Below are 21,948 nucleotides of genomic sequence, written 5' to 3'. Positions count from 1 at the left end.
TCCGCTCGCGTACTGATCTCCACGGGGCGGACCTCGCCGCGCCCATGCACTGCACCGACGAGGACGATCCCGCCTCCGCCTCGTCCCACGTACGGATCGCCCACCGTCACCTGCGGCGCTCTCAGCACGGCCTGCACGGAACATCGTCGCGGTCGAGGCGCCCCCCGTGACCGTTCCTCCACACCCCCTGGTTATCCACAGAATCGCCACCACTCTGTTCGATTGTCGGGGGTGTTCGTAGGGTGGTGGGTATGGATGAGTTCCGTTCTGCGCACAGCAGCCACACCGGTGACGGGGACGCGCCCCGTCCCGGTGGTGGCGCGCGGCAGGACGCTCTCACGGCGGTCGCGGAGCGCCTGGCCGGGGTGGAGGCCAGCGATTCGGCACGGCTGCTGCTGGCAGAGGTGACGGCAGCGGTGGTCACGGCCTTCACCACCACCAGCTCGGTGCGTGACCCGTTGCCGGATACCGCGCCGGACAGTCCCGCGGAGGGCCTGGCGGTGGTGGCGGGGATCGACCACCTCAGCGCCGCGCTGAGCGCTTTGGATGCCCGCTGGCAGGTCGCGACCCAGCAGCGGATCCACCACACCGACCGCGAGGCCGGCGTGCCGGCCCGGTCGCAGGGGAAGGGCGCGGCGCAGGAGATCGCCCTGGCCCGCCGTATCTCTCCGGCCGCCTCGTCGTTCTCCCTGGCCGCGGCGCGGCGGATGGTCCGCTCGATGCCGGAGCTGCTCGACGCCCTCCAGACCGGGGCCGTCACGACCCTGCAGGCCCAGACCGTGGCCCGGTCACTCGACGCGGCGTCGCCGGAGACGTGCGGGGAGATCGACCGGATGATCGGCGAGCACCCCGAGGCGCTGCACGGCAAGAGCCGCGGACGCCTGCGCTCGGACATCCAGCAGCTGATCCAGCAGCTCGAGCCCGGCACCTCCCGCGCGAGGGCTGAGCGGGCCGCCCGCGCCCGCCACGTGACCATGACGCCGCTGGCGGATGGGATGGCGCGGGTGTCGGCGGTGCTGCGCGCGATCGAGGCCACCGCCATGATGAAGACCCTCCACACCCGCGCCGAAGCGGCCCGGGCCGCGGGAGCGAAGGACTCCGTGCCCGCGCTGGAGGCCGATGCGCTCGTCGACGCAGTCCTGACCGGCACGGACGATCAGCACAGTGCGGGGCCGGGGCTGGATGTCGGGATCGTCATTACCGACACCGCTCTCCTCGATCGCGACGACGGCCAGTGCGCGAAGCTCGAGGGGTACGGAGCGCTGCCCGCCCATATCGTCAGCGACACCCTGCTGGGGCGCCCGCCCGGCCACCTCCCTCGTCGTGGGGAGGCTCATCCGGATCGGGAGGTCTCGGCGGTGTTCCGCCGTCTGTACTCCTGTCCGTCCAGTGGGCAGCTGGTCGCGATGGAATCCCGCGCTCGTGCGTTCACGACCGGGTTGGCGCGGATGATCCGGTGGCGGGACGAGACCTGCCGGACGCCGTGGTGCAACGCCAGGATCCGCCACACCGACCACGCCACCCCCGCCCACGCCGGCGGGACCACCAGCTACGCCAACGGCCAGGGACTGTGTGCCCGCTGCAACTACCTCAAAGAACACGGCCTCTGGACCCTCGCACCCCTCACCGGAGACCCGGCGTCGGAGGCGACCACCAACAGTGACGAGACGCCGCCTAGCACCACTCCGCCGGCGGCCTGGCGTTGGACCAGCCCCCACGGCGCCCGAGGCACCTCCACCACCCCACCCCTGTTCACGAACCGATCCCGACGCTCCCGCGCCACCCGCCACCACGACTCCCCCGGCAACGACCCACCCTGACCGGACCGGGCATGCCTCCACCCGGGCGTCGTTCCGATCTTGAGACGGGCCGACGTCGCCGACCACAGACCCCAGCAGGTCACGCACCATACGGCGGATCGACGAGCACCCGCCGGAGTTGCCCTGGGGCTCCCCTACCGCGCAGGTGGCCGCCAGCGTCGAACATGCTGCTCGAACAGCTCGACGGTGCGCCCGACCCCGTCCTCGGCACGCAGGAGCGCACCGAGCTCCCTCGCCCGATCGCTCATCGCACCGTCCGTCGTCGCCGTCTCGATGGCCGTGGTGAGCCGGTCGGCATCGACCTGCTTGATCGGGATCGGGTCGGGCCCCGCACCGAGCTCCGCGACGCGTCGTCCCCAGCTCGGCTGATCGCCCGAGACCGGTGTGACGACGGTCGGCACGCCGGCCCGCAGACCGGCCGCGGTCGTCCCGGCGCCGCCGTGGTGCACGGCCGCGGCGACGCGCGGGAAGAGCCACTCGTACGGGACGCTCTCGACCCGGTGGACGTGGTCGGGAAGGTCGACATCGCGCCCCAGTCCGGTCCATCCGCTCACCAGGATGCCTCGCCGGCCGGTGCGTTCGAGGGCGGTGAGAAACGCCTCGACGAGCCGGGCCTTGCCGGCGACCGGCACGCTGCCGAGACCGAAGGACACCGGCGGGTCACCGGCCTCGACGAAGGCGCGCAGGCCGTCGGGCGGACTCCATTCCGGCGGAGCCGACGTCGGGTAGTAGCCCGTGACGTGGATGCGGCCGGGCCAGTCGGACGGCCGGGGCAGGACGTGCGGGCTGTAGGCGTAGAACAGCGGCATCCCCTCCCGCTCCTGCTGCCTCCGGACGCCGGACAGCGAGATCCGTGGCATGTCGAGCACCGTACGTCGCTGGGCGTTCGTGGTCGCCCTCTGCATGAACTGCCAGGTGATCCGCTCGGCCGCCCACCAGCGCATCCGGTCGCCGAGTCCGCTCCGGCGCTGCCCGTCCCCGAGCAGGAAGGGTGGGAAGGCATGCGTCGGCGTGACCGGGAAGAACTGGACCTCGGCGCACGGGACGCGGAGCTTCTCCGCGATGCTGTATCCGAACAGCGCCGCCGGCCCCTTGAAGATCACCGCATCGCTGTCCCGCCCCAGCCGCCAGGTCTCCGGGATGGCGGCGCGCACCGCCTCCTTCCGCTGAGCCGCGGTGACGCGCATCAGCTTGATCATGTCCCCCGACTCGACCAGCTCGATCACCTCTTCGCTCATGAGAGAGGAGAGCGGAGGTCCGAACGGAGCGAAGTCGACGCCGTAGTGGGCGGCCAGCTCGGCATGGTCGGGCGAGCTGACCACCACCGGATGGTGCCCGACAGCGAGGAATCGGGAGGCGAGCGCGAGCAGTGGTTCGACGTCGCCGCGCGACCCCATGGAGAAGATGGTGATCCGCATGGCTCAGACTCCTGTCCCGGCATCGGTGGCCCGGACGTCCGCGGGATCGGTCACGCCTGCCAGGAGGGCGTCGATCGACCGCAGAGCGGCGTCCGTGTCGGGTTCGGGCGGCGTGAGCATCCGGTCGAGCATCTCGGCCACCGTGCCGAGCAGTTCGGTCAGCTCCGCCTGGTCGCCGCCCGGCACCGGGGCGAGGTGGCGGAGAAGCGCCGGCGTGGTCGAGTCCATGACGACCGCGACCGACGCCAGGTCCACCCCGTCGCGAACGGTGCCCGCCCGCCGCATTGCCAGCAGGAAGGAGTGGGTGGGGCTGTCGCCCCCGAGTCGGGGCAGCTGATGATCGTCCCGCCGGAGATAGCGCCCCCACACCGTCTCGTCCCGCGTGTAGACCGCGGTGAGCAGCCGGTCCGCCACCACCGTCCGGACGGTGGCGCGATAGATGCTGGGGACCGTGCCCGGAGACGGATCGTCCGCCAGCGCCTGCCGCCATGTGCCGAGATACCGGCGGAGGGTGCGGGCCAGGAGCGCATCGACGAGATCCGCCTTCGACGAGAAGTGGCGATAGACGATGGTCCGGCTCAGGTCGGCCGCCTCGGCGACGTCGGACATGGAGGTCTTGTCGTATCCCCGCTCGAGGAGCAGGCGGGCCCCGGCGTCCAGGAGCGCGTCGCGCCGTGCATCGCTGTCGATCATGCGTGACACTATGACAGCTTCTGTCACAGTGGCGCAAGCAGGGCGGCACCCCTAGGCTCGGCATCACCCCTGGCGACCGCTTCTCTGGAGACGACATGCATCCCACCCTCACCATCCGCATCCTGGGAGCCGGTGTGTCCGGTCTCGCGGCGGCGATCGCACTTGCCCGGGACGGTCACCATGTCGAGCTCATCGACGAGAGCTTCGACATCCCCGCGGTCGGGACCTCGATCGGCCTGTTCGGCTCGGCGCAGCGGGTCCTCGAGGACCTGGGCGTGCTCGATGCGGTGCGCCGCCGCTCCGCCGCTCCCCGCGCCGGGAGTCTGCGCTCCGGGGACGGCGCCCTCCTGGCCACCGCCCCGGCCGGCGACGTGCTCCTGGCGGCCCGATCGGACCTCGTGCGCCACCTCCAGGACGCCGTCCCGGGCTCGGTGCAGCAGGTCCGCCGTCGTGTCGACGACGTGCGACCGCTGCGCCGGGGCGCGGACCTCCTGCTCGGGGCGGACGGCGTGCACTCCCTGGTGCGGCGATCCGGCTGGGGCTCCCGCGCCGCAGCCCGCTCGCACGGCGTCACCGTGCTGCGCGGGACCGCGCCGCTGGACCCGCCGGATGTCTCCGAGACCTGGGGTCGCGGCTGGCTGTTCGGGATGACGCCGCTGGCCGGCGGCGGGACCAACTGGTTCGCCTGCATCGGGGAGCACCGGACAGGGTCGGTCGCCGGGGACCTCGCGCATCTGCGCGAGGTGCTGGGCGGGCGCCGCCCGGAGATCGATGCCGTGCTCGCCGCCGCCACCCCCGAGCAGACCCTCGTGCACGGCATCCACACCGTCCCGCCGGTCGTGCCCGTCAAGGAGCACGTGGCGCTGCTCGGGGACGCCGCCCATGCCATGGCGCCGAACCTCGGGCACGGCGCGAACACGGCGCTGCAGGACGTCGGCGCTCTCGCGGAGGCGCTCCGCGCGGCCGGCGGCGGCCCGGAGCAGCGGGTGCGGCACGCGCTGCGCTCCTACGCGCTGGTGCGCACCCTCCCCGATCAGAGCTGGCGCCTGGCCTCCTCGGCGATGATGTCCCTCGCCATGACCGCGCGCGGAGCCTCGGCGCGCGATCGCCTGCTGCGGAGCCTCGGGACTCTCAGCCCAGCTTCCGCGCGAGCGTCGTGATGACGTGCCAGTGCTTCTTGTCGGCCAGGAAGCGGCCGTCCTCGTCCCGCACGGACCGGTCGATCACCTGGAAGCCGCGGAACATCGCGTCGATCTCCTCGAGCGGGAGCGTCGCGACGTCGGAGCGGGCGGCCCAGGAGTCGTTCGTGCCGAAGACGTCGGTCGCCATCACGCCGCCGCGCGGCAGAGCATCGACCAGCTTCGCCCAGACCTCCGGGAGCGCCTGGGGACCGAGCAGGCCCAGCGTGTAGGTCGAATAGACGATCTGCGCGGGAGGGAACTGCTCGATCTCGGCGATGTCGCCATGATGGAAATGCACCGCTCCGGGCATCCGCTCGTTCTCGACGAGCCGTGCCGCGAGGGTGTCATCGCTGTCATAGGCGTGCACGGTCCAACCGCGCCGCGCGAACTGCAGGGAATCCGCCCCGGCCCCTGCGCCGATGTCCAGCACCACCCCCGGACGTCGGTCGCCCCCGGCCGCTGCGATCGCCTTGGCGACCAGGCGGCGGGCAGGACGCCCCGCCGCGTGCGCGTTCAGCGTCGCCCAATCAACCTTCTCCGCCGTGTCCATGCGTTTCAGGCTCTATCATGTATAGGACCTTTTCAACTTGCCGTGACGCAAACCGCCTCGAGTTTCGTCACGGGCGAACAGCGTGTCATCCTGCACTGTCGGCCACCGGTGCCCGCATCGCCGGAACGCCCACCGTCCGCGCATCGCACTTAGGATGACGAGCATGTCGGACACGCCTCTTCGCATCGCCGCGATCTCCCTGCACACCTCGCCGCTCGACGAGCCCGGCGGCGCGGACGCCGGGGGTATGAACGTGGTGGTGCTCGAGCAGTCCCTGGCCCTGGCCCGCCTGGGCCACCAGGTCGAGCTGTTCACCCGCCGCAGCTCGCCGGACACCCCCGCCACGGTGGAGGTGGCCGCGGGGATCCGCCTCCACCATCTGGACGCCGGCCCGCCGACGCCGCTCGCCAAGAGCGACATGGAGCAGGCCATCGCCCCCTTCCGCCGCTCGCTCCACGAGGTGCTCACGGCCGAGCGCTTCGACCTCGTGCACTCCCACCACTGGTTCAGCGGCGTCGCCGCGCTCCCCCTCGCCCGCGAGCTCGGCATCCCGCACCTGCAGTCCTTCCACTCGGTCGCCGCACCGGACGGCTCCTCCACCCTGGATGCCGGCGAACCGGCGGAGTCCGACGGGCGCATCCCGGGCGAGCAGTTCGTCGCCACCGGCTCCGACCTCGTCGTCGCGGTCTCCGAGGCGGAGGCCCGCACCATCGGCGAGCGCTACGGCGTGCCCGGCCATCGCCTCGCCGTGGTCCGCCCGGGGGTGGACGTAGACCGATTCCACCCCTGCTCCGACGTCGCCGAGCGCCGGGAGCGGCCCACCCTGCTGTTCACCGCCCGGCTGCAGCCCCTCAAGGCGCCGGACCTCGCGCTCGAGATCCTCGCCCACCTGGACCCCTCGCTCGAGGCGCGCCTGGTGCTCGCCGGCGGGGTGTCCCAGGACTTCGCGGACTACCGGGCCGAGCTCGAGCATCTCGCCGGCGAGCTGGGCATCGCGGACCGGGTGGAGTTCGTCGGCTCCCTGGACCGCGACGCCCTCGCCGAGGCCATGCGCTGCGCGGGCGCGCTGCTGCTGACCAGCTGGTCGGAGACCTTCGGGCTGGTCGCCCTCGAGGCGCAGGCGAGCGGCACCCCCGTGGTGGCGTGGCGCTGCGCGGGCGGTGTGCGGGAGGCCGTCGCCCCGCACGGACAGGTCCTCGCCAGCCGCGATCCCGACGTCTGGGCGGAGGCGGTGCAGAGCATGCTCGGCGACGCCGAGGGCTATCGCCGCTCCGTGGAGTCCGCGCGCACCTTCGCCGAGTCCCGCACCTGGACGGCCTCCGCGGAGACCCTCGCCGCGCTCTACGCGCAGATCATCGACCGCCACACGGCGGCGGGGGCGGAGCTGTGACCGGCGACCCCTGGCAGCTGCTCGGCCGGGCCCGGACCGTGCTGGCCGTCCATGCCCATCCGGACGACGAGTCGCTGTCCAGCGGCGCCCTGCTCGCGGAGCTGTCCGCCGCCGGCACCCGGGTCGAGCTGGTGACCGCCACCCGCGGCGAGGAGGGCGAGATCGTGCCCGGCGCCGTCGATCCCGGTGACCCCCGACCGCTCGAGGAGATCCGGGAGGCGGAGATCGACGCCGCCTCCGCGGCCCTGGGCCTGGCGGCGCGGCACTGGCTGGGGACCGCACCGGCCCTCGCCGCCGACGCCGCCCCGCGGGACTACCGGGACTCGGGCATGCAGTGGGTGCGACCCGGTCTGGCGGGCCCTTCGGACGGCGCCGGGCCCGACAGCTTCACCCGTCGGCCCCTGGAGGACGCCGTCGCCGACCTCGCGGCGCTCATCGCGCAGGTCCGGCCGGACGTCGTGCTCGGGTACGACGACGAGGGCACCTACGGCCATCCCGACCACGTCCGCGCCCACGAGGTGACGGCCGCCGCCTGTGCCCGCACCGGCACGCCGAGGATCGAGGTCGCCAGCTCGGACGGGGCCGACGGGGGCTTCGTCCGGCGCGATCATCCGGAGACTCGCGCGGCGGTGCGCCGCGCGATCGGGGCCTATCGCACCCAGCTCACCGTGCTCGAGGACGTCCCCGGCGGCATCGCGATCCGCCACGTGGGCGGGCAGGACGACGTGGTCGCGCTGCGGACGGGGCTGCGCCGCCGGGAGTGAGTCTCAGAGGCTGACGTCCAGCACCGTGGGCAGGTGGTCCGAGGCCCCGGCGAGCCGCTCCTCGGCCACCCGGGAGGTGGACCGCACCGCCCGCGCGCCGCGCACCGCGATCCCCTCGGTCACGAGGATCGCGTCGATCCGGCGGGTCGGCGCCGCGGCGGGGAAGGTGTGCTCCGTCTGCTCGGCCGGATCGGTGAGCAGCGGCGCGAGGAAGGTCCGGGCGGAGCCCTCGGCCGTCTCGTTGAGGTCCCCGCCGAGGATCACCGGAGCCCCCGCCCCGCGCACCAGCGCCGACAGGTGCTCGGCGTGGTGGAGGCGGTTGCCCTCCTGCAGCGCGAGGTGCGTCGCACCGACCACCACCGCCCCGCCGCCGGGGATGGACAGGCGCACCGCGGCGACACCGCGGGGATAGGTCGCGTTCAGGTCCGTGATCACCTGGGCGACCGGATGCGCTCCCCGCCGGATCACCTGGGCGGCGACCGCCTCGGTGGCGAGGATCGCGAGCCCCCGGTGGGACACCAGCACGCTCAGCCCCACCTGACGCGCGAACCAGGCCAGGCGCGTCGTCGGCAGCACCAGGCGCGGCGCCTCCTGGACCAGCAGCACATCGGGGGCAAGGTCCTGCACCGCCTCGACCAGCGCGGCCAGGTCGCCCCGCAGCTCCCAGAGGTTCCAGGACACGATCCGCAGCGTGCTCATCGGGCCTCGCCCGCGCCCGGCTCGCCGCTCGCGACCATCGGCTCGACCACGCGGCCGGCGAGCTTCTTCAGCTCGTCGACCTCGTAGCCCGGCCAGCCGAACAGCTCGCGCCGCCACTCTGGCGGCACCGCCTTGGGGCCCAGCGCCGCGCCCATCAGGGAGCCGGCGATGCAGGCGATGGTGTCCGTGTCGTAGCCGGCGCGGATGCCGAGCTCGAGCGTGGAGACCAGGGCGTCGCGCTGGTCGAACTTCCCCTCCGGGATCGGCCCCGCGGCCGTGATCGCCGACCAGGCGGCCTGGAAGGAGCTGACCACCCAGCCGTTGCGGCGGAACGCCACCGGGGCGGACGCCTCCGCCTCCTCGATCCGCTCGGTCCACAGCGTGCGGCGCTCGTCGCTCAGCCGGTGCAGCCCCACCCGCACGTCGACCTCGCCGCTGAGGATCGCGTGGCGCACGGCCAGGCCCCACAGCATGCAGGCCTCGGTGGTGTCCGGATGCACATGTGTCAGACGGCACACGGCGTCGATCCCCTCGGCCGCGTCGTCCTCCGCGGAGAGCAGGTACGGCAGCACCGAGACGTGCGCACGCATCAGGGAGCCGTTGCCCGCGTTGGCCGGGAGCTCCTCGTGCACGGCCACGGCGGCGGCGCGGAAGTCCCGGGCCCGGGGCACGTAGTGACCGCTCTCGCGGGCGCTGTCCGCGGCGCGCCGCATCACATGGGCGGTGAGGGTGCCGATGTCCGGGGTGCCCAGCGACCAGGAGTACCACTCGCGGGCGATGTGATCCTGCGCCGTCTCGATCCTGAGGTCATGGTGGTGCGAGGTGGTCATCGCGGCCTCCAGCACCACGATCGCCATCGCCGTCTCGTCGGTCCACTCCCCCGGCTGCCAGCCGAGCACGCCGCCGCCGATCATGGCGATGTCCTCGGAGTCGACCACCGGGGCCTGGAACTCGTAGGGGGCGCCGAGGGCGTCGCCCGCGGCGGCCGCGACCACGGCGCCGATGGCGCGCTGGCGCTGCGTCGGGGACAGTCCCTCTTCGGTCGTCATCGTCGCTTCCGTCCTCCCGCGCTCAAGCTTCCCCGTAGACAGTAACGTCTCCCGACACCGCTACCCTGGTGGGGACCGAGAAGGAGCCCCATGACCGACACCCCCGCGGCGGCCGATCCGCACTGCGACGATCCTCACGACCACACGGGACACGACCATCCGCCCACCGGCGCCGATCTGGTCCGGGACCTCGTCAAGGGCCTGTCGATCCAAGCACTGCTGATCCCGGTGATCGCCGTGCTCCTGCTGCTGGCGATCCTGCCCGTCGCGCCCTCGACCCCGGTGCCGCTGCTGCTGGGTCTCCTGCTCGGCGCCGCGCAGCTCGCCTCCCTGGTCGCCACGAGCCTGTTCGTGGCCCGCACCCGCACGCAGCTCGCGGTGAACCCCGCCCTGCTGGCGGTGCGCAGCGTCGTCGACGAGCTGCTGCGCGTCGCCGCCGTGCTGCTGGCGCTGCTGCTGTGGCCCGGGGACATCCGCGCGGAGCTCGGTGTGTGGGTGGGTGCCGGCTGCGCGCTGGTGTGGCTGACCCTGGCCACCGCCCAGACCGTCGCCACGCGGCGCCGCATCGCGCGCCCCGGTGACTGGTCCGAGGAGGCCATCGGCACCCTGCTCGCCCATCGCGTCGGCGCCCGTTCCACCGTGGTGATGCGCCTGCTGGACGTGATCGGCGCCGTCGCCTTCCAGGTCGGCGCGACCGTCCTGGTGATCCTCTCGCCCGTCCTCGTGATCGGCACCGCGGTGCTCTCCGTGGGCAGCGGCCTGTCCACCCTCGTCCTCCAGCGCCGCGCCCCGGCCGAGCGCTCGAGGAGCCCCTGGGCCTATGCCCCGCTCGCCCTGGGCCTGCTCACCCTGGCCCTCGCCTCCCTGGGTCTCATCTCGCTCTGAGCCCACCACCACCCACCCCCACTGTCAGGAGCCGACGATGACCGCTGACCCCACCCCCGCTGTGCGCCCCTCCGGCCTGGTCCTGGACCACGCGGACCCCGCGACCCGCCTGCAGGACGATCTGTTCGGCCACGTCAACGGACGCTGGCTGACCGAGCACGAGATGCCCGCGGACCGGTCGAGCGACGGCGCCTTCCACGCGCTGCGGGACCTCTCCGAGGAGCGGGTGCGGGAGATCGTCGAGGAGGCGGCGGCCGAGGCGGAGGGCGCGGCCGATGCCGAGCCGAGCACCGACCGTGCCCGCATCGGCGTCCTGTACCGGATGTTCATGGACGAGGACGCCATCGAGGAGGCCGGGCTGGGCGTGCTCGAGGACCTGCTGGGCTCCATCACCGGCGCCGCGGACCTCGCGGCGATCACCCGCGTCATGGCCACGCCCGACTCCGGCGCCTCGGTCCTGCTGCCGTACGTGTGGACCGATGACCACGACTCCACGAGCTACCAGGTCAAGCTGCACCAGGGCGGGCTGGGCCTGCCGGACGAGTCCTACTACCGCGAGGAGAGCTACGCCGCGATCCGCGAGGCGTACACGACGCATCTGGCGAACCTCGCCCGCCTCGCCGAGCTCCCGGGCCGTGCGGGGCTGCCCGCGGGCGACGCCGCGGAGATCGGCCGGCTCGTGATGGACTTCGAGACCCGTCTGGCCGCGTGCCACGTGGATGTGGTCCGCCTGCGCGACCGCGAGAAGTCCTACAACCCGATGGACGCCGCCCAGCTCCGCGACCTCGCGCCCTCCTTCGACTGGGACGCCTTCGCCGAGGGCACCGGTGCCCCGTCGGCCGCCCTCGAGGTGGTCTCCGTGAGCCAGCCCGAGTTCGTGCCGGCGGCGGCGGAGCTGCTCGCCGCCGAGGACCTCTCGGTGCTGCGGGCGTGGCTCGCGCTGCACGCGGTCTCCTCCTACGCCCCCTACCTCCCGGCCGCGCTGGTGGAGGAGGACTTCGCCTTCTCCGGCACGGTGCTCTCCGGCGCCGAGGAGCTGCGCGAGCGCTGGAAGCGCGGCGTGGGCTTCGTCGAAGGGGTGGTCGGCTTCGATCTGGGCCGGGTGTACGTGGAGCGCCACTTCCCGGCTTCCCACAAGGAGCGCATGACCGCCCTGGTCGACGCGCTCATGGACGCCTACCGCACGTCGATCTCCGAGCTGGAGTGGATGACGCCCGCCACCCGCGAGAAGGCCCTGGCCAAGCTCGAGAAGTTCACCCCGAAGATCGGCTACCCGGACCGGTGGCGCAGCTACGAGGGGCTCGAGATCGTCCCCGGCGACCTGGTGGCCACCGTCCGCGCCTCCCGACGCTTCGAGGCGGACTTCGAGTACGCCAAGGTGGGCGGTCCGATCGACGAGTTCGAGTGGCACATGACCCCGCAGACGGTCAACGCGTACTACAACCCCGGCCGCAACGAGATCGTCTTCCCCGCCGCGATCCTGCAGCCGCCGTTCTTCGACGCGGAGGCGGACGACGCCGTGAACTTCGGCGGGATCGGCGCGGTGATCGGCCACGAGGTCGGCCACGGCTTCGACGACCAGGGCTCGAAGTACGACGGGGACGGCAATCTCGTCTCCTGGTGGACGCCCGAGGACCGCGCCGCCTTCGAGGAGCGCACCGCCGCACTCATCGAGCAGTACTCCGCCCTGACCCCGCGGGAGCTCGACGAGAGCCACCACGTCAACGGCGCCCTCACCATCGGCGAGAACATCGGCGACCTGGGCGGTCTCTCGATCGCGGTGAAGGCCTACCGTGCCAGCCGCTCCGCGCAGGAGCTGGAGGAGGAGCTCGACGGCTTCACCGGTCTGCAGCGCGTGTTCCTGTCCTGGGCGGCGGTGTGGCGGGGCCGTCACCGCGACCAGGAGTCGGTCCGCCGCCTCGCCATCGACCCGCACGCGCCGATGGAGTTCCGCTGCAACACCGTCGCCGGCCACCTCGAGGAGTTCCACACCGCCTTCGGCGTGGTCGAGGGCGACGGCATGTGGCGCGCCCCCGAGGAGCGGGTGAGCATCTGGTGAGGCCCGATCCGCCGTTCTACGTCGGCGCGACGCGGCCCTCGGCCGTGGGGTGGACGCGGATCGGGATCACCCTGGTGGTCGGGGCGGTCCTCACCGTGATCATGGCGCAGCGCGCCACGCCGATCACGACCCTCGGGGTGGCGGCGCTCTTCGGCGGGATCGCGCTGTGGACCTGGATGCTGCTGTGGACGCGGTTCATCGTCGACGCCCACGGCGTCACCGTGAGCCTCGGCGGCTTCCTGCCGCGCCGCCCGTGGCCGCTGGCCGACTTCCGCACCGTCCAGCTGCGGGAGCTGCCCGGCGAGCGCGTGGGCGCGACCCTCGGCGGATACGGCTGGCGTCGTACCCGGGCGATGAGCGCCGGGGCCGAGGACCTGCGTCCCGTCGGCTCGCGGAAGATCTACTCCCCGAGCGATCCGCAGCAGCCCTACCGGTCGCTGGTGACGCGGCCCGGCACCATGGTCGAGATCATCGGCCGCGGGTCGACCTGCTACCTCCTGTCCCCCGTCGACCCCGAGGCGACCGCCGCAGCAGTGGACCAGGCGATCCGCTCGCGGCGCTGAGCGGGGTAGACTTCCGTGGTCATCCGCTGACAGGGGAGCACCACCGCGGTGCTGAGAGTGCGCACGGCGCAGACCCTCGAACCTGATCCGGTCCGTACCGGCGTAGGGAGTCGGGATATCCGGGCGGCGCCTTCGCGAACGAGGCACCGGCCGCCCCTTCCGCAGGAGGAAGGAGAAGTGATGGCACGACTGCGCACGGTCGATCTTCTGGTCACCGTCCTGATCGGAGCGGCCTTCGGGGTCGCGTTCCTGGGGTACGGGCAGCTGTACACCCTCATCGGTCCGCTCACGGCGGCGTTCAAACCGGCCGAGGGGCTGCTGGCGGGGATCTGGTTCCTGCCGGCGATGCTCGCGGGCCTCATCGTGCGCCGGCCCGGCGCCGCGCTGCTGGCGGAGATGATCGCCGCGGTGGTCTCGATGCTGCTGGGCAGCCAGTGGGGCTGGGGCACCGCGGTCTCCGGCCTGATGCAGGGCGGCGGCGTCGAGCTGGCCTTCCTGCTGACCCGCTACCGGCGCTTCACCCTGCCGGTCGCGATCCTCGGCGGCATGCTCTCCGCGGTGCTCGAGTGGGGCTGGGAGAAGATCGCCTACTACCCGGCGATGAGCTGGCCGTTCTCCGGCATGATGCTGGTCTTCTTCGTCCTCTCCGGAGCCCTGCTGTGCGGGGTGCTGGGCTGGGCGGCCATGCGAGCCCTGGTCGCCACCGGGGCCGTGGACTCCCTGGCCGCCGGCCGTGACCACGCGCGCGTCGCGGAGGCCTGACCTGCCTCCCGCGCTCGAGGGGCTCAGCTGGCGCCCCCTGACCCGCAGCACCCCGACGATCGCGGGCCTGGACCTCGAGGTCCCCGCCGGGCAGAAGGTGCTGCTGGCCGGGGCCAGCGGCAGCGGGAAGTCCACCGTGCTGCGCGCCCTCGCCGGCCTCCTCGATCCCGAGGACGGCGAGGGCGCGGGGCTGCTCCCGCCCCCGGAGCGGCCCGGTGAGCGCGGCCTGCTGCTGCAGACCCCCTCCCATGCCCTGGTCGCGGCGACCGTCGCCCGGGACGCCGCCTTCGGGCCCGAGAACGCGGCGCTGCCCGTCCCCGTGATCCGCGCCCGGGCCGCGGAGGCCCTCGCCGCCGCCCGGGTGGACCTCGCACCGGACCGCGCTCCGCTCGACGCCTCCGGCGGCCAGCAGCAGCGCCTCGCCCTCGCCGGATCGCTCGCCCTCGGCCCGGACCTGCTGCTGCTCGACGAACCCACCAGCATGCTCGATGCCGCCACCGCCGCGCAGGTCCGCGCGGCGGTGCTCGAGGCCGCCGAGGGCCGCACCCTGGTCCTCGCCGAGCACCGGATCGAGCCCTGGCTGGAGGAGATGGACCGTCTGGTGGTGCTGGGGCCGCAGGCGCGGATCCTCGCCGACGGACCGCCGCGGGAGGTGCTGCGCGACCAGCGAGCGCTGCTGGTGCAGGAGGGGGTCATCGAGGATCGCGGACGGCACCAGGGACCGGTGGACGGGCCGGCACCGGTGATCGCCGCGCTGCACGGGGTGAGCGTCCCCTCGCGGGGGCTGCGGGACCTCGAGCTCGAGGTCCGCACCGGGCGGCTCACCGTCCTCACGGGGCCCAGCGGGGCGGGGAAGACCACCGTCCTGCACACGCTGCTGGGACCCGGGGAGCCGGACATCGGCACCGTGCGGCGACCCGAGGGGGCACGGATCGCCGCCGTGCCGCAGAACCCCGAGCACTCCTTCGTCGCCGCGACCGTGCGCGAGGAGCTGCTGGCCTCCCCATGGGCCGACGATCCCGAGCGCGCCGAGGCGCTGCTCGAGCGCGCCGGCCTCGCGCAGCTCGCGGGGGCGCATCCCCACCGGCTCTCCGGCGGCGAGCAGCGCCGCACCGCGATCGCCGCCGCGCTCGCCCAGGACCCCGCGCTGCTCGTCCTCGACGAGCCCACCGTGGGACTGGACGCCCGGCGCCGCGACGACGTGCTCGAGCTGCTGCTGGAGGCACGGGACCGCGGCGCCGCGGTGCTGGTCGCGAGCCACGATCCGGTCCTCGTCGCCGCGGCGGACCATCGCGTCGAGCTGCCGCCCTCGGACCCGCCGCCCGCCCCGCGGCCCCGGCGTCTGCCCGCCGACGCCCTGAACCCCCTGACGCTCTGCCTGATCGGGATCCTGGCGGCGATCGGCTCCTTCGCGGTGCAGAGCTGGCAGGGCGGGCTGCTGGCGCTCCTGCCGACGGCGCTGCTGGCGCCGCTCGCGGTGCGCACGCTGCGCGGCGGGGCGCTGCGCATGATGCCGATCCTGCTCTCCGCCGCGGGACTGGCCTGGACCACCGCGCTGCTCGGCGAGGCCCCGGCCCTCTCCGGCGCGGCGTGGATGCTGGGCCTGCAGGAGGCGGCGCGGGTCACCGCTTTCGTGGCGCCCGGGGTGCTGGCCCTGGGCAGCGTGCGGCCCACCCCGCTCGGGGACGCGCTCGGGCAGCGTCTGCACCTGCCCGCCCGTCCCGTGGCCGCCTCGGTCATCGCGCTGGTGCGGGTGGGGCACCTGGGCCGGCAGTGGGAGACCATCACCAGCACCCGGGTCCGGCGCGGGCTCGGCACCGCACGCTCCCCGCGTCTGCTGGCCGGCGCCACTCTCGCCCTGCTCGTGGACACCCTGCGCGGCGCCGAGCAGCAGGCGCTGGCGATGGACTCCCGCGGCTTCGCGACCGCCCACCATCGCACCTGGGCGGAGCCCAGCCCCCTGCGCGCCGCCGACCTGCTGGGCGCCGCGATCGGCGTGCTGCTGCTGATCTGGCCGGCCCTCGCCCAGCTGCTCGTGGCCTGAGGGTCGCTACCCTGGTGCCGTGAACGACGACGCGACTGCCGACCATCCCGCCGAGGCCTCCGAGGACGAGGCCCTGATCGCCCTGGCGAACAGCCTGCTCGACGCCGCCCGGCAGGGCGACTCCACCACTCTGCTGGGGCTCGTGGACCAGGGCGCCCCCGTGAACCTCCGCGACGGGGCGGGGAACACCCCGCTCATGCTCGCCGCATATCACGGGCACGCGGACCTGGTGCGGGCCCTCGCGGACCGCGGGGCCGATGTCGACCTCGCCAACGACCGCGGTCAGACCCCGCTGGCCGGTGCCGCCTTCAAGGGATACACCGACGTGGCCGCGGCGCTGCTCGCGGCCGGGGCGGATCCGCAGGCGGGCACACCCAGCGCACGGGAGACCGCGCAGTACTTCGAGCGGGCCGAGATCCTCGCGCTGCTGGAGGGGCCGGACGCCCCGGGGGCCTGAGCTCAGGCCCGGCGCACCATCGCCACGTGCTCGATGCCGGCCTCGAGGAAGAGGCCGCTGACGGTCTCGAAGCCCATCGCGCCGTACCAGTGCTCGAGATGGGCCTGGGCGTCGATGTGGACCTCCGCGCCGGGAGCGATCTCGCCGGCGCGCTCGAGGGCGGCGAGCATGAGGCGCCGGCCGTGCCCGCCGCGGCGGTGGTCCGCGCGGACCGCGACCCGGCCGATGCGTGCCGACCCGTCGGCCTCCCGCAGCAGCCGCACGTGCGCGACGGGATCGCCGTCGGCGGTCTCGAGCCACATCAGAGTGGTGGTGGGCTCGAGCTCGCGGCCGTCGAGGTCCGGATCGGTGACCTTCTGCTCCACGAGGAAGACGTCCTGCCGCAGCTGCAGCAGCCGGTAGAGGGTCACGGGGTCCAGAGCGGCCAGCGGGGCATGGCGGAGGGCGAGATCAGGCATGGTCGCCAGGATATCGAGCCTTCTCCACCATCGCCGACAGGGCCGTGCCCCAGTGCTCCGCCATGCGCGGGCCGCCGTGGCCCTCCTCCTCGACGATCACCAGCTCGCTGCCGGGCCAGGCCCGGTGCAGCTCCCAGGCGGTCAGCGCCGGGCCGGAGACGTCGCGGCGGCCGTGGATCAGCACCCCGGGGATCCCGGCGAGCCGGTCCATGCCCCCGAGCAGCCCCGTTCCGGGCTCGGCATCCCAGGGCACCGCCCAGTCGGCGACGAAGCCGTCCTGGGCCCAGTAGTGGGTGACCAGGCGGGCGAAGGTGCGCTCCTGCACGGTGACCTCCGCGTCCTCCTCCGGAGCGTGGGCCGCTCCCCCGCCGCCGATGGTGATGTGCGCGTCCTCCCAGCGGTTCCAGGCCCGCACCGCCCGGTCCGCGAGAACGGGGTCCGGGGAGGCGATCATCTGCCGGTACGCCTCGACCAGGCGCAGCGGCCCGCCACGGCGATACGCGGTGGCCTCCTCGGCGAGGGCGGCGAAGTCGTCCCAGGCCTCGGGGTACAGGGCGCCGACGCCCTCCGTGATCCAGTCCACCTCCCGGCGGGAGGTGGAGGTCACCGCGAACAGCACCACGCCCAGCACCCGCGCGGGGTGCGCCTGCGCGTAGGCCAGCGCCAGGGTGCTGCCCCAGGAGGCGCCCTGCACGATCCACGCCGCGATGCCGAGGTGCTCGCGCAGGGCCTCGAGGTCCGCGACCAGGTGCGCGGTGGTCTGCGCGGAGAGGTCCACGGGCCCTGGGGCACCGGCCGACGGCGTGGAGGCCCCGGCGCCGCGCTGGGAGAGGCCGATGATCCTCGCGCGGTCCGCCGGGGCGTTGCGGCGGTACCCGGGGGTGAGGCGCCCTCCCGGCCCTCCGTGCAGGTAGAGGGCGGGGACGCCGTCGGGAGCGCCGGCCTCCTCCCAGTGGATCTCGTGGCCGTCGCCGACGGCGAGGCGGCCCGAGGCGGTGGTGGCGGGCGGAGTGGTCATGCGAAAGATCCTAGGGCGCCTTCACGAGAGCCCGGGTAGCGTCCCTCCCACGCGCCCGTGCACCGCGATCGATGGAGGAGCTTCTCATGGACGACCGCGGCGTCAGCCGGCCCGATGTGGGCGACGATCCCGACGAGGGCTCGCTCACCGAGGACGGCCGCTACCGGGTCTTCCACGGCCGGCGGTGGCGGAGCACCGATCCCGCCCTCGGCGAGGACGTCGTCCGTGCTCTCACGCGCCATCTGGGCCGGGCTCGTTCGGCCGTCGGCCGCGCCAAGCGCGCAGACGATGATGCAGCGCTCCGTGCCGCCCGAGCGCAGGTCCAGCTCGCGAAGGAGGGGCTGGGAGAGCGTGGGGCAGCGTGGTGGGAACGACCCGAGGAGGAGCGGCTCCAGCAGGCGCGGGACCGTCTCGCCCAGCTCGACGGGTTGATGGACGAGGCGCACTAGCCGGGGACGATGCCGACGGCGTCCAGCAACAAGGGTGGCACTCCGACCACAGCGACGGTCCAGAGGGCATGGACGAGCAGTGTTCCCGCAAGAGACCTGATGCCGTCCCTCGCCCACATTGTCTCGCAAGCCACTGGACTGGGTTACGCTCGGCTCATGCGTCTTTCCGGTTCCTCCTGGTGGCGGCTGCTCCTGCAGCCGTGACGCAATCAATCGCGGGCTGCGCGGCAGCCCGCGACCCCGTGGCACCTCTGTCCGTGCAGCTCACTTCCTTCGAAGGAGCACTCCATGGACTCGTTCTCCGCTCTCTCCGAGCGCATGCCCGCCCTGCGGTCCTCGATCAGCTCGGATCCGAGCCGATACCGCATCCTGACCGGTGAGCGCCCCACAGGACAGCTGCATCTGGGCCACTACGTCGGCACGATCCGTGAACGCGTCCGCCTGCAGGACGCCGGCGTCGAGACGCTCGTGATCATCGCCGACTACCAGGTGATCACGGACCGCGACACGGCCGGCGCATTCCGCGAGAACGTGTACAGCGCGGTCCTGGACTATCTCGCCGCCGGGATCGATCCGGGCCGGTCGACGATCTTCACCCACTCGGCCATCCCGGAGCTCAACCAGCTGTTCCTCCCGTTCCTGAGCCTTGTCACGGAGGCCGAGCTCCACCGCAACCCGACCGTCAAGGCCGAGCTGCTCGCCTCCGGGCGGGCGCTGAACGGGCTGCTGCTGACCTATCCGGTCCACCAGGCCGCTGACATCCTGTTCTGCAAGGGCAACCTGGTGCCCGTCGGCAAGGACAACCTGCCCCACGTCGAGGTGACCCGCACCATCGCGCGCCGCTTCAACGAGAAGTACGGCGAGGTGTTCCCCGAGCCCGAGGCTCTGATCACGGAGACTCCAGAGCTTCCCGGCCTCGACGGGAGGACGATGTCCAAGAGCTACGGGAACACGATCACCCTGGCGATGAACGAGGACGAGACCGCCCAGCGGATCCGCAAGGCCCCGACGGACTCCGAGCGGACCATCACCTACGATCCCGACTCCCGACCCGGTGTGTCCGCCCTGCTCGACACCGCTTCCGTCTGCTCGGGGCGAACCCCGCAGGACATCGCCGACGAGGTCGGCTCTCAGGGCAGCGGCGCCTTGAAGGCTCTGACCACCGAGGCGGTGAACGAGCATCTGCGCGAGCTGCGGCAGCGCCGGGCAGCGCTGGTGGCGGCCGACGCGGCAGAGGCGCTGTGCTCAGGCAACGACGCCGCGCGTCAGATCGCGGGAGAGACGCTCGAGGAGACACGCGCCGCGATGGGGATGCTCTACTGAGGTGCGCGGGATGGCGCCGGCCCCGCGTCGGGCCGCCCCGAGGATGCCCGAGCCAGCGGCGGAATGCGCACGGGTCAGGCGACCCGCTGCCCGCTCGGGCCGTCCAACGCCCAGGGCGCCGCCGGATGCTCGCGGGACCAGGGCGCGCGGCGGCTGCGGACGCTCTGGCAGCTCGGGCACCAGAACACGGTGCGGCCCGCCAGATCGCCGGAGCGGATCTCCGTGCCGCACAGCCGGCAGGGCAGCGTCTGGCGGTGGTAGACGTAGAAGGACTGCTCGCGCGGGACCGCGTCCGCCTCCTCGTCGGTGTTCTGACGCGTGCCCCGGGAGCGCTCCACGATCCGCGCCTCGATCTCGCGGTGCTCGGGCTGCGTGGTGACGATGCGGCCGGTGCGGGCGCCGTAGGTCATGAGCGCCACCAGGTCCTCCCACATCTCCTCGAGCATCCCGGCGCTGAGGTCCCTACCCGGCACCAGGGGATCCAGACGGGCCCGGAACAGCAGCTCGGCCCGGTAGATGTTCCCGATCCCGGCGACCACCTTCTGGTTCATCAGCAGCGCCCCGATCGTGGTGCGGGAGCGCCGCACCGCCTCGACGAAGCGCCGGGCCGAGGCGTCCTCGCGCAGCGGGTCCGGACCCAGACGATCGAGGATCGCCCGACGCTCCTCGGCGTCGAGGATCTCGCAGGCCGTCGGTCCGGTGAGATCCGCGAGCCCGTGCTCCCCGGCCAGGCGCAGCCGGACCGTCGGCCGCGGGACCAGGCGCCGCCAGTCCTCACCGCCGTCGAGAGCGGTCTCCTGCTCGCCGAGGCGCCGGCGCGGGGCCCCGATGGCGTGGGCGTCGAAGACGCCGGGGTCGCCCGCGAAGGTCCAGGAGCCGTACAGACCCAGGTGGACATGGACGTGGCGGACCACCGGCGAGCCGCGGTCCACGTCCTCCGAGGGCGCGAAGGAGAGGAACAGGTGCTTGCCGGCCGCCTCGGCGCCCAGCAGCACCATCTGATCCAGCTGCGCGGCCTCGGCGAAGCGCCCCTGCGGGCTCGAGACCCGCACCCGCCGGCCGCCGAACCCGCGGGCGATCGCGGCGGCGAGCCGGTGGACCGTGTGCCCCTCCGGCATTACGCGCCGGCGGGGGCGCCGTAGCCGCCGGTGCGCTCGTACTGCGCCACGAGGTCGATGCGGCGCTGGTGGCGCTCCTCGCCGGAGAAGGGCTCGGCGAGGAACAGGTCGATGAGGGCCTCGAGCTCCTCCTCGCTGTGCTGGCGTGCGCCGATGGAGATGACGTTCGCGTCGTTGTGCTGGCGGGCGAGGCGGGCGGTGTCCTCGTTCCACACCAGGGCGGCGCGCACCCCGTCCACCTTGTTCGCCGCGATCTGCTCGCCGTTGCCGGAGCCGCCGATCACCACGCCCAGCGCCTCGGGGTCCGCGACCACGGCCTCGCCCACGTCGGTGCAGAACGGCGGGTAGTCGTCGAGGGCGTCGTACGCGTGGGCGCCGTGGTCGGTGACCTCGTGCCCCTTGTTCCGCAGCTGGTCGACCAGCCGATTCTTGAGCTCGAAGCCGGCGTGATCGGTGCCGATGTGGACGCGCATGGAGGAGGGTCTCGCTTTCGGGGGTGAGGGGTGGTGGGAAGGGTCAGCGGAGGTCGACGCCGCCGGTGCGGGTGCGCTTGAGCTCGTAGAAGCCCTCGACGTGGGCGAGGGCCTGCAGCCCGTCGAGCAGGCGACCGGCCTCCTCGCCGCGCGGCGCCGGGGAGACCACCGGTCCGAAGTAGCCGGTCCCCTCGCCGAAGCTGATCACCGGGGTGCCGACGTCCTCGCCGACCAGGGAGATCGCCCGGGCGTGGGAGGCGCGCAGCGCCTCGTCGATCTCGTCCCCGGGCACGGGCTCGTAGGCCTCGATCAGCGCGGCGGGCAGACCGGCGGCCTCGAGGGCCTGCTCGGCCACTGCGCGGCGGTCCTTGTCCCCGCCCACGTGGTAGCGCTCGCCCCAGGCCGTGTACCAGGCGGAGAAGGCCTCCGGGCCCTCGGCGCGGGTGATGGCGATCGCGAGGCGAGCGGCGCCCGGCGACTTGTCGATGCTGCGCCGATAGTCAGGGTCCAGCTCGCGGCCCTCGTTGAGGACGAACAGGGACATCACCGAGAAGCGGAGGGTGACCTCCCGGACCTCGGCGGCATGGTGCAGCCAGCGGCTGGTCATCCAGGCGTAGGGGCAGGCGGGGTCGACGAACAGCTCGACGGTGCGATCGCTCATGGCAGCTCCTGGGGTCGATGGCGGTCCGGCGCCATTGTGTCATCGCCTCCGTCCTCGCGGTGATCCTGCGCACGGGGTGAGAGACGGCCGGGAAAACCCGTTGCAGCCGAGCCG

The 21,948-nt window shown here is 73.3% G+C and carries 22 protein-coding genes and 1 riboswitch; of the genes, 12 read left to right on the top strand and 10 right to left on the bottom strand.

The window, feature by feature from the left end:
• The first annotated feature begins 251 nt into the window (after positions 1–251).
• Positions 252–1,820: an HNH endonuclease gene (locus CXH06_RS09795; RefSeq protein WP_114854996.1), complete on the top strand. Its 1,569-nt coding sequence runs from the start codon at positions 252–254 to the stop codon at positions 1,818–1,820.
• Between the two features lie 134 nt (positions 1,821–1,954).
• Here the strand turns inward: CXH06_RS09795 and CXH06_RS09790 are convergent, their stop codons facing one another.
• Positions 1,955–3,238: a glycosyltransferase gene (locus tag CXH06_RS09790; RefSeq protein WP_114854995.1), complete on the bottom strand. Its 1,284-nt coding sequence runs from the start codon at positions 3,236–3,238 to the stop codon at positions 1,955–1,957.
• Positions 3,239–3,241: 3 nt separating this feature from the next.
• Positions 3,242–3,931, bottom strand: a complete 690-nt coding sequence (locus CXH06_RS09785) for a TetR/AcrR family transcriptional regulator (RefSeq protein ID WP_114854994.1) — start codon at positions 3,929–3,931, stop codon at positions 3,242–3,244.
• A 95-nt stretch (positions 3,932–4,026) separates the two neighbouring features.
• Here CXH06_RS09785 and CXH06_RS09780 point away from each other — a divergent pair, with 95 nt between their 5' ends.
• A complete protein-coding gene (locus CXH06_RS09780; protein WP_114854993.1) occupies positions 4,027–5,091 on the top strand; it encodes an NAD(P)/FAD-dependent oxidoreductase in 1,065 nt (354 codons plus the stop codon).
• On the opposite strand, the gene CXH06_RS09775 is transcribed toward CXH06_RS09780, so the two are convergent.
• The gene (locus tag CXH06_RS09775; protein WP_114854992.1) at positions 5,063–5,662 is read right to left on the bottom strand and encodes a trans-aconitate 2-methyltransferase; all 600 of its coding nucleotides are present in this window, start codon (positions 5,660–5,662) and stop codon (positions 5,063–5,065) included. The two genes, CXH06_RS09780 and CXH06_RS09775, sit on opposite strands and share 29 nt — an antisense overlap.
• A 163-nt stretch (positions 5,663–5,825) precedes the next feature.
• Here CXH06_RS09775 and CXH06_RS09770 point away from each other — a divergent pair, with 163 nt between their 5' ends.
• Entirely contained in the window at positions 5,826–7,052 is a 1,227-nt protein-coding gene (locus tag CXH06_RS09770; protein ID WP_114854991.1) for a glycosyltransferase, read from the top strand.
• On the top strand, positions 7,049–7,816 hold the full coding sequence (locus CXH06_RS09765) for a PIG-L family deacetylase (protein WP_114854990.1): 768 nt from the start codon (positions 7,049–7,051) through the stop codon (positions 7,814–7,816). The genes CXH06_RS09770 and CXH06_RS09765 overlap by 4 nt, the downstream gene beginning before the upstream one ends.
• Before the next feature lie 3 nt (positions 7,817–7,819).
• Here CXH06_RS09765 and CXH06_RS09760 read toward each other — a convergent pair whose 3' ends face one another.
• Positions 7,820–8,515: an endonuclease/exonuclease/phosphatase family protein gene (locus CXH06_RS09760; protein ID WP_114854989.1), complete on the bottom strand. Its 696-nt coding sequence runs from the start codon at positions 8,513–8,515 to the stop codon at positions 7,820–7,822.
• Positions 8,512–9,564, bottom strand: a complete 1,053-nt coding sequence (locus CXH06_RS09755) for an ADP-ribosylglycohydrolase family protein (protein WP_114854988.1) — start codon at positions 9,562–9,564, stop codon at positions 8,512–8,514. The genes CXH06_RS09760 and CXH06_RS09755 overlap by 4 nt, the downstream gene beginning before the upstream one ends.
• A gap of 90 nt (positions 9,565–9,654) precedes the next feature.
• Between CXH06_RS09755 and CXH06_RS09750 the strand changes: the two genes are divergently transcribed.
• The 6 genes from CXH06_RS09750 to CXH06_RS09725 all read left to right on the top strand — a co-directional run bounded on the left by CXH06_RS09750 (position 9,655) and on the right by CXH06_RS09725 (position 16,334).
• Positions 9,655–10,449 (top strand): hypothetical protein, encoded by a 795-nt coding sequence (locus CXH06_RS09750; protein ID WP_114854987.1) that lies wholly within the window; start codon positions 9,655–9,657, stop codon positions 10,447–10,449.
• A gap of 37 nt (positions 10,450–10,486) precedes the next feature.
• Complete coding sequence (locus CXH06_RS09745) at positions 10,487–12,508, top strand: M13 family metallopeptidase (RefSeq protein WP_114854986.1); 2,022 nt, start codon at positions 10,487–10,489, stop codon at positions 12,506–12,508.
• Entirely contained in the window at positions 12,505–13,071 is a 567-nt protein-coding gene (locus CXH06_RS09740) for a hypothetical protein (protein WP_114854985.1), read from the top strand. Before CXH06_RS09745 ends, CXH06_RS09740 begins: the two co-directional genes overlap by 4 nt.
• Before the next feature lie 21 nt (positions 13,072–13,092).
• Positions 13,093–13,197, top strand: a riboswitch (TPP riboswitch).
• Between the two features lie 54 nt (positions 13,198–13,251).
• Positions 13,252–13,833 carry an ECF transporter S component gene (locus CXH06_RS09735; RefSeq protein ID WP_114854984.1) on the top strand — a complete coding sequence of 194 codons (582 nt, stop codon included), beginning with the start codon at positions 13,252–13,254 and terminating at the stop codon, positions 13,831–13,833.
• Positions 13,805–15,877: an ATP-binding cassette domain-containing protein gene (locus tag CXH06_RS09730; RefSeq protein ID WP_232820296.1), complete on the top strand. Its 2,073-nt coding sequence runs from the start codon at positions 13,805–13,807 to the stop codon at positions 15,875–15,877. Before CXH06_RS09735 ends, CXH06_RS09730 begins: the two co-directional genes overlap by 29 nt.
• 19 nt (positions 15,878–15,896) lie before the next feature.
• A complete protein-coding gene (locus CXH06_RS09725) occupies positions 15,897–16,334 on the top strand; it encodes an ankyrin repeat domain-containing protein (RefSeq protein WP_114854983.1) in 438 nt (145 codons plus the stop codon).
• Positions 16,335–16,336: 2 nt separating this feature from the next.
• On the opposite strand, the gene CXH06_RS09720 is transcribed toward CXH06_RS09725, so the two are convergent.
• Both CXH06_RS09720 and CXH06_RS09715 read right to left on the bottom strand, forming a co-directional pair.
• Entirely contained in the window at positions 16,337–16,792 is a 456-nt protein-coding gene (locus CXH06_RS09720) for a GNAT family N-acetyltransferase (RefSeq protein ID WP_114854982.1), read from the bottom strand.
• Positions 16,785–17,810, bottom strand: coding sequence for an alpha/beta fold hydrolase (locus CXH06_RS09715; RefSeq protein WP_114854981.1), 1,026 nt, complete (start codon positions 17,808–17,810; stop codon positions 16,785–16,787). The genes CXH06_RS09720 and CXH06_RS09715 overlap by 8 nt, the downstream gene beginning before the upstream one ends.
• An 86-nt stretch (positions 17,811–17,896) precedes the next feature.
• On the opposite strand from CXH06_RS09715, the gene CXH06_RS09710 reads away from it, so the two are divergent.
• Complete coding sequence (locus CXH06_RS09710; RefSeq protein ID WP_114854980.1) at positions 17,897–18,259, top strand: biopolymer transporter Tol; 363 nt, start codon at positions 17,897–17,899, stop codon at positions 18,257–18,259.
• 288 nt (positions 18,260–18,547) lie between these two features.
• Complete coding sequence (gene trpS, locus CXH06_RS09705) at positions 18,548–19,582, top strand: tryptophan--tRNA ligase (protein ID WP_114854979.1); 1,035 nt, start codon at positions 18,548–18,550, stop codon at positions 19,580–19,582.
• Between the two features lie 74 nt (positions 19,583–19,656).
• On the opposite strand, the gene CXH06_RS09700 is transcribed toward trpS, so the two are convergent.
• Genes CXH06_RS09700 through CXH06_RS09690 form a run of 3 tightly spaced genes read right to left on the bottom strand, consistent with a single transcriptional unit; the run spans position 19,657 to position 21,834 of the window.
• Positions 19,657–20,700, bottom strand: coding sequence for an Fpg/Nei family DNA glycosylase (locus CXH06_RS09700; protein WP_114854978.1), 1,044 nt, complete (start codon positions 20,698–20,700; stop codon positions 19,657–19,659).
• Positions 20,700–21,173 (bottom strand): ribose-5-phosphate isomerase, encoded by a 474-nt coding sequence (locus CXH06_RS09695; RefSeq protein ID WP_114854977.1) that lies wholly within the window; start codon positions 21,171–21,173, stop codon positions 20,700–20,702. Before CXH06_RS09695 ends, CXH06_RS09700 begins: the two co-directional genes overlap by 1 nt.
• Before the next feature lie 43 nt (positions 21,174–21,216).
• Positions 21,217–21,834 (bottom strand): disulfide bond formation protein DsbA, encoded by a 618-nt coding sequence (locus CXH06_RS09690; protein WP_114854976.1) that lies wholly within the window; start codon positions 21,832–21,834, stop codon positions 21,217–21,219.
• Positions 21,835–21,948: the final 114 nt, after the last annotated feature.

This window comes from Brachybacterium sp. YJGR34, assembly GCF_003347015.1.
Taxonomy (GTDB): domain Bacteria; phylum Actinomycetota; class Actinomycetes; order Actinomycetales; family Dermabacteraceae; genus Brachybacterium.
Note: the sequence above shows the minus strand (reverse complement) of the source record. Positions and strands in the feature narration are given on the sequence as shown.

Bases quoted from the DNA above. Each gene is read 5' to 3' on its own strand.
- CXH06_RS09770 (WP_114854991.1), top strand. From the start codon at position 5,826: ATGTCGGACACGCCTCTTCGCATCGCCGCGATCTCCCTGCACACCTCG.
- CXH06_RS09780 (WP_114854993.1), top strand. From the start codon at position 4,027: ATGCATCCCACCCTCACCATCCGCATCCTGGGAGCCGGTGTGTCCGGT.
- CXH06_RS09695 (WP_114854977.1), bottom strand. From the start codon at position 21,173: ATGCGCGTCCACATCGGCACCGATCACGCCGGCTTCGAGCTCAAGAAT.
- CXH06_RS09700 (WP_114854978.1), bottom strand. From the start codon at position 20,700: ATGCCGGAGGGGCACACGGTCCACCGGCTCGCCGCCGCGATCGCCCGC.
- CXH06_RS09735 (WP_114854984.1), top strand. From the start codon at position 13,252: ATGGCACGACTGCGCACGGTCGATCTTCTGGTCACCGTCCTGATCGGA.
- CXH06_RS09710 (WP_114854980.1), top strand. From the start codon at position 17,897: ATGGACGACCGCGGCGTCAGCCGGCCCGATGTGGGCGACGATCCCGAC.
- CXH06_RS09690 (WP_114854976.1), bottom strand. From the start codon at position 21,834: ATGAGCGATCGCACCGTCGAGCTGTTCGTCGACCCCGCCTGCCCCTAC.
- CXH06_RS09755 (WP_114854988.1), bottom strand. From the start codon at position 9,564: ATGACGACCGAAGAGGGACTGTCCCCGACGCAGCGCCAGCGCGCCATC.
- CXH06_RS09745 (WP_114854986.1), top strand. From the start codon at position 10,487: ATGACCGCTGACCCCACCCCCGCTGTGCGCCCCTCCGGCCTGGTCCTG.
- CXH06_RS09775 (WP_114854992.1), bottom strand. From the start codon at position 5,662: ATGGACACGGCGGAGAAGGTTGATTGGGCGACGCTGAACGCGCACGCG.
- CXH06_RS09760 (WP_114854989.1), bottom strand. From the start codon at position 8,515: ATGAGCACGCTGCGGATCGTGTCCTGGAACCTCTGGGAGCTGCGGGGC.
- trpS (WP_114854979.1), top strand. From the start codon at position 18,548: ATGGACTCGTTCTCCGCTCTCTCCGAGCGCATGCCCGCCCTGCGGTCC.
- CXH06_RS09715 (WP_114854981.1), bottom strand. From the start codon at position 17,810: ATGACCACTCCGCCCGCCACCACCGCCTCGGGCCGCCTCGCCGTCGGC.
- CXH06_RS09720 (WP_114854982.1), bottom strand. From the start codon at position 16,792: ATGCCTGATCTCGCCCTCCGCCATGCCCCGCTGGCCGCTCTGGACCCC.
- CXH06_RS09790 (WP_114854995.1), bottom strand. From the start codon at position 3,238: ATGCGGATCACCATCTTCTCCATGGGGTCGCGCGGCGACGTCGAACCA.
- CXH06_RS09795 (WP_114854996.1), top strand. From the start codon at position 252: ATGGATGAGTTCCGTTCTGCGCACAGCAGCCACACCGGTGACGGGGAC.
- CXH06_RS09750 (WP_114854987.1), top strand. From the start codon at position 9,655: ATGACCGACACCCCCGCGGCGGCCGATCCGCACTGCGACGATCCTCAC.
- CXH06_RS09785 (WP_114854994.1), bottom strand. From the start codon at position 3,931: ATGATCGACAGCGATGCACGGCGCGACGCGCTCCTGGACGCCGGGGCC.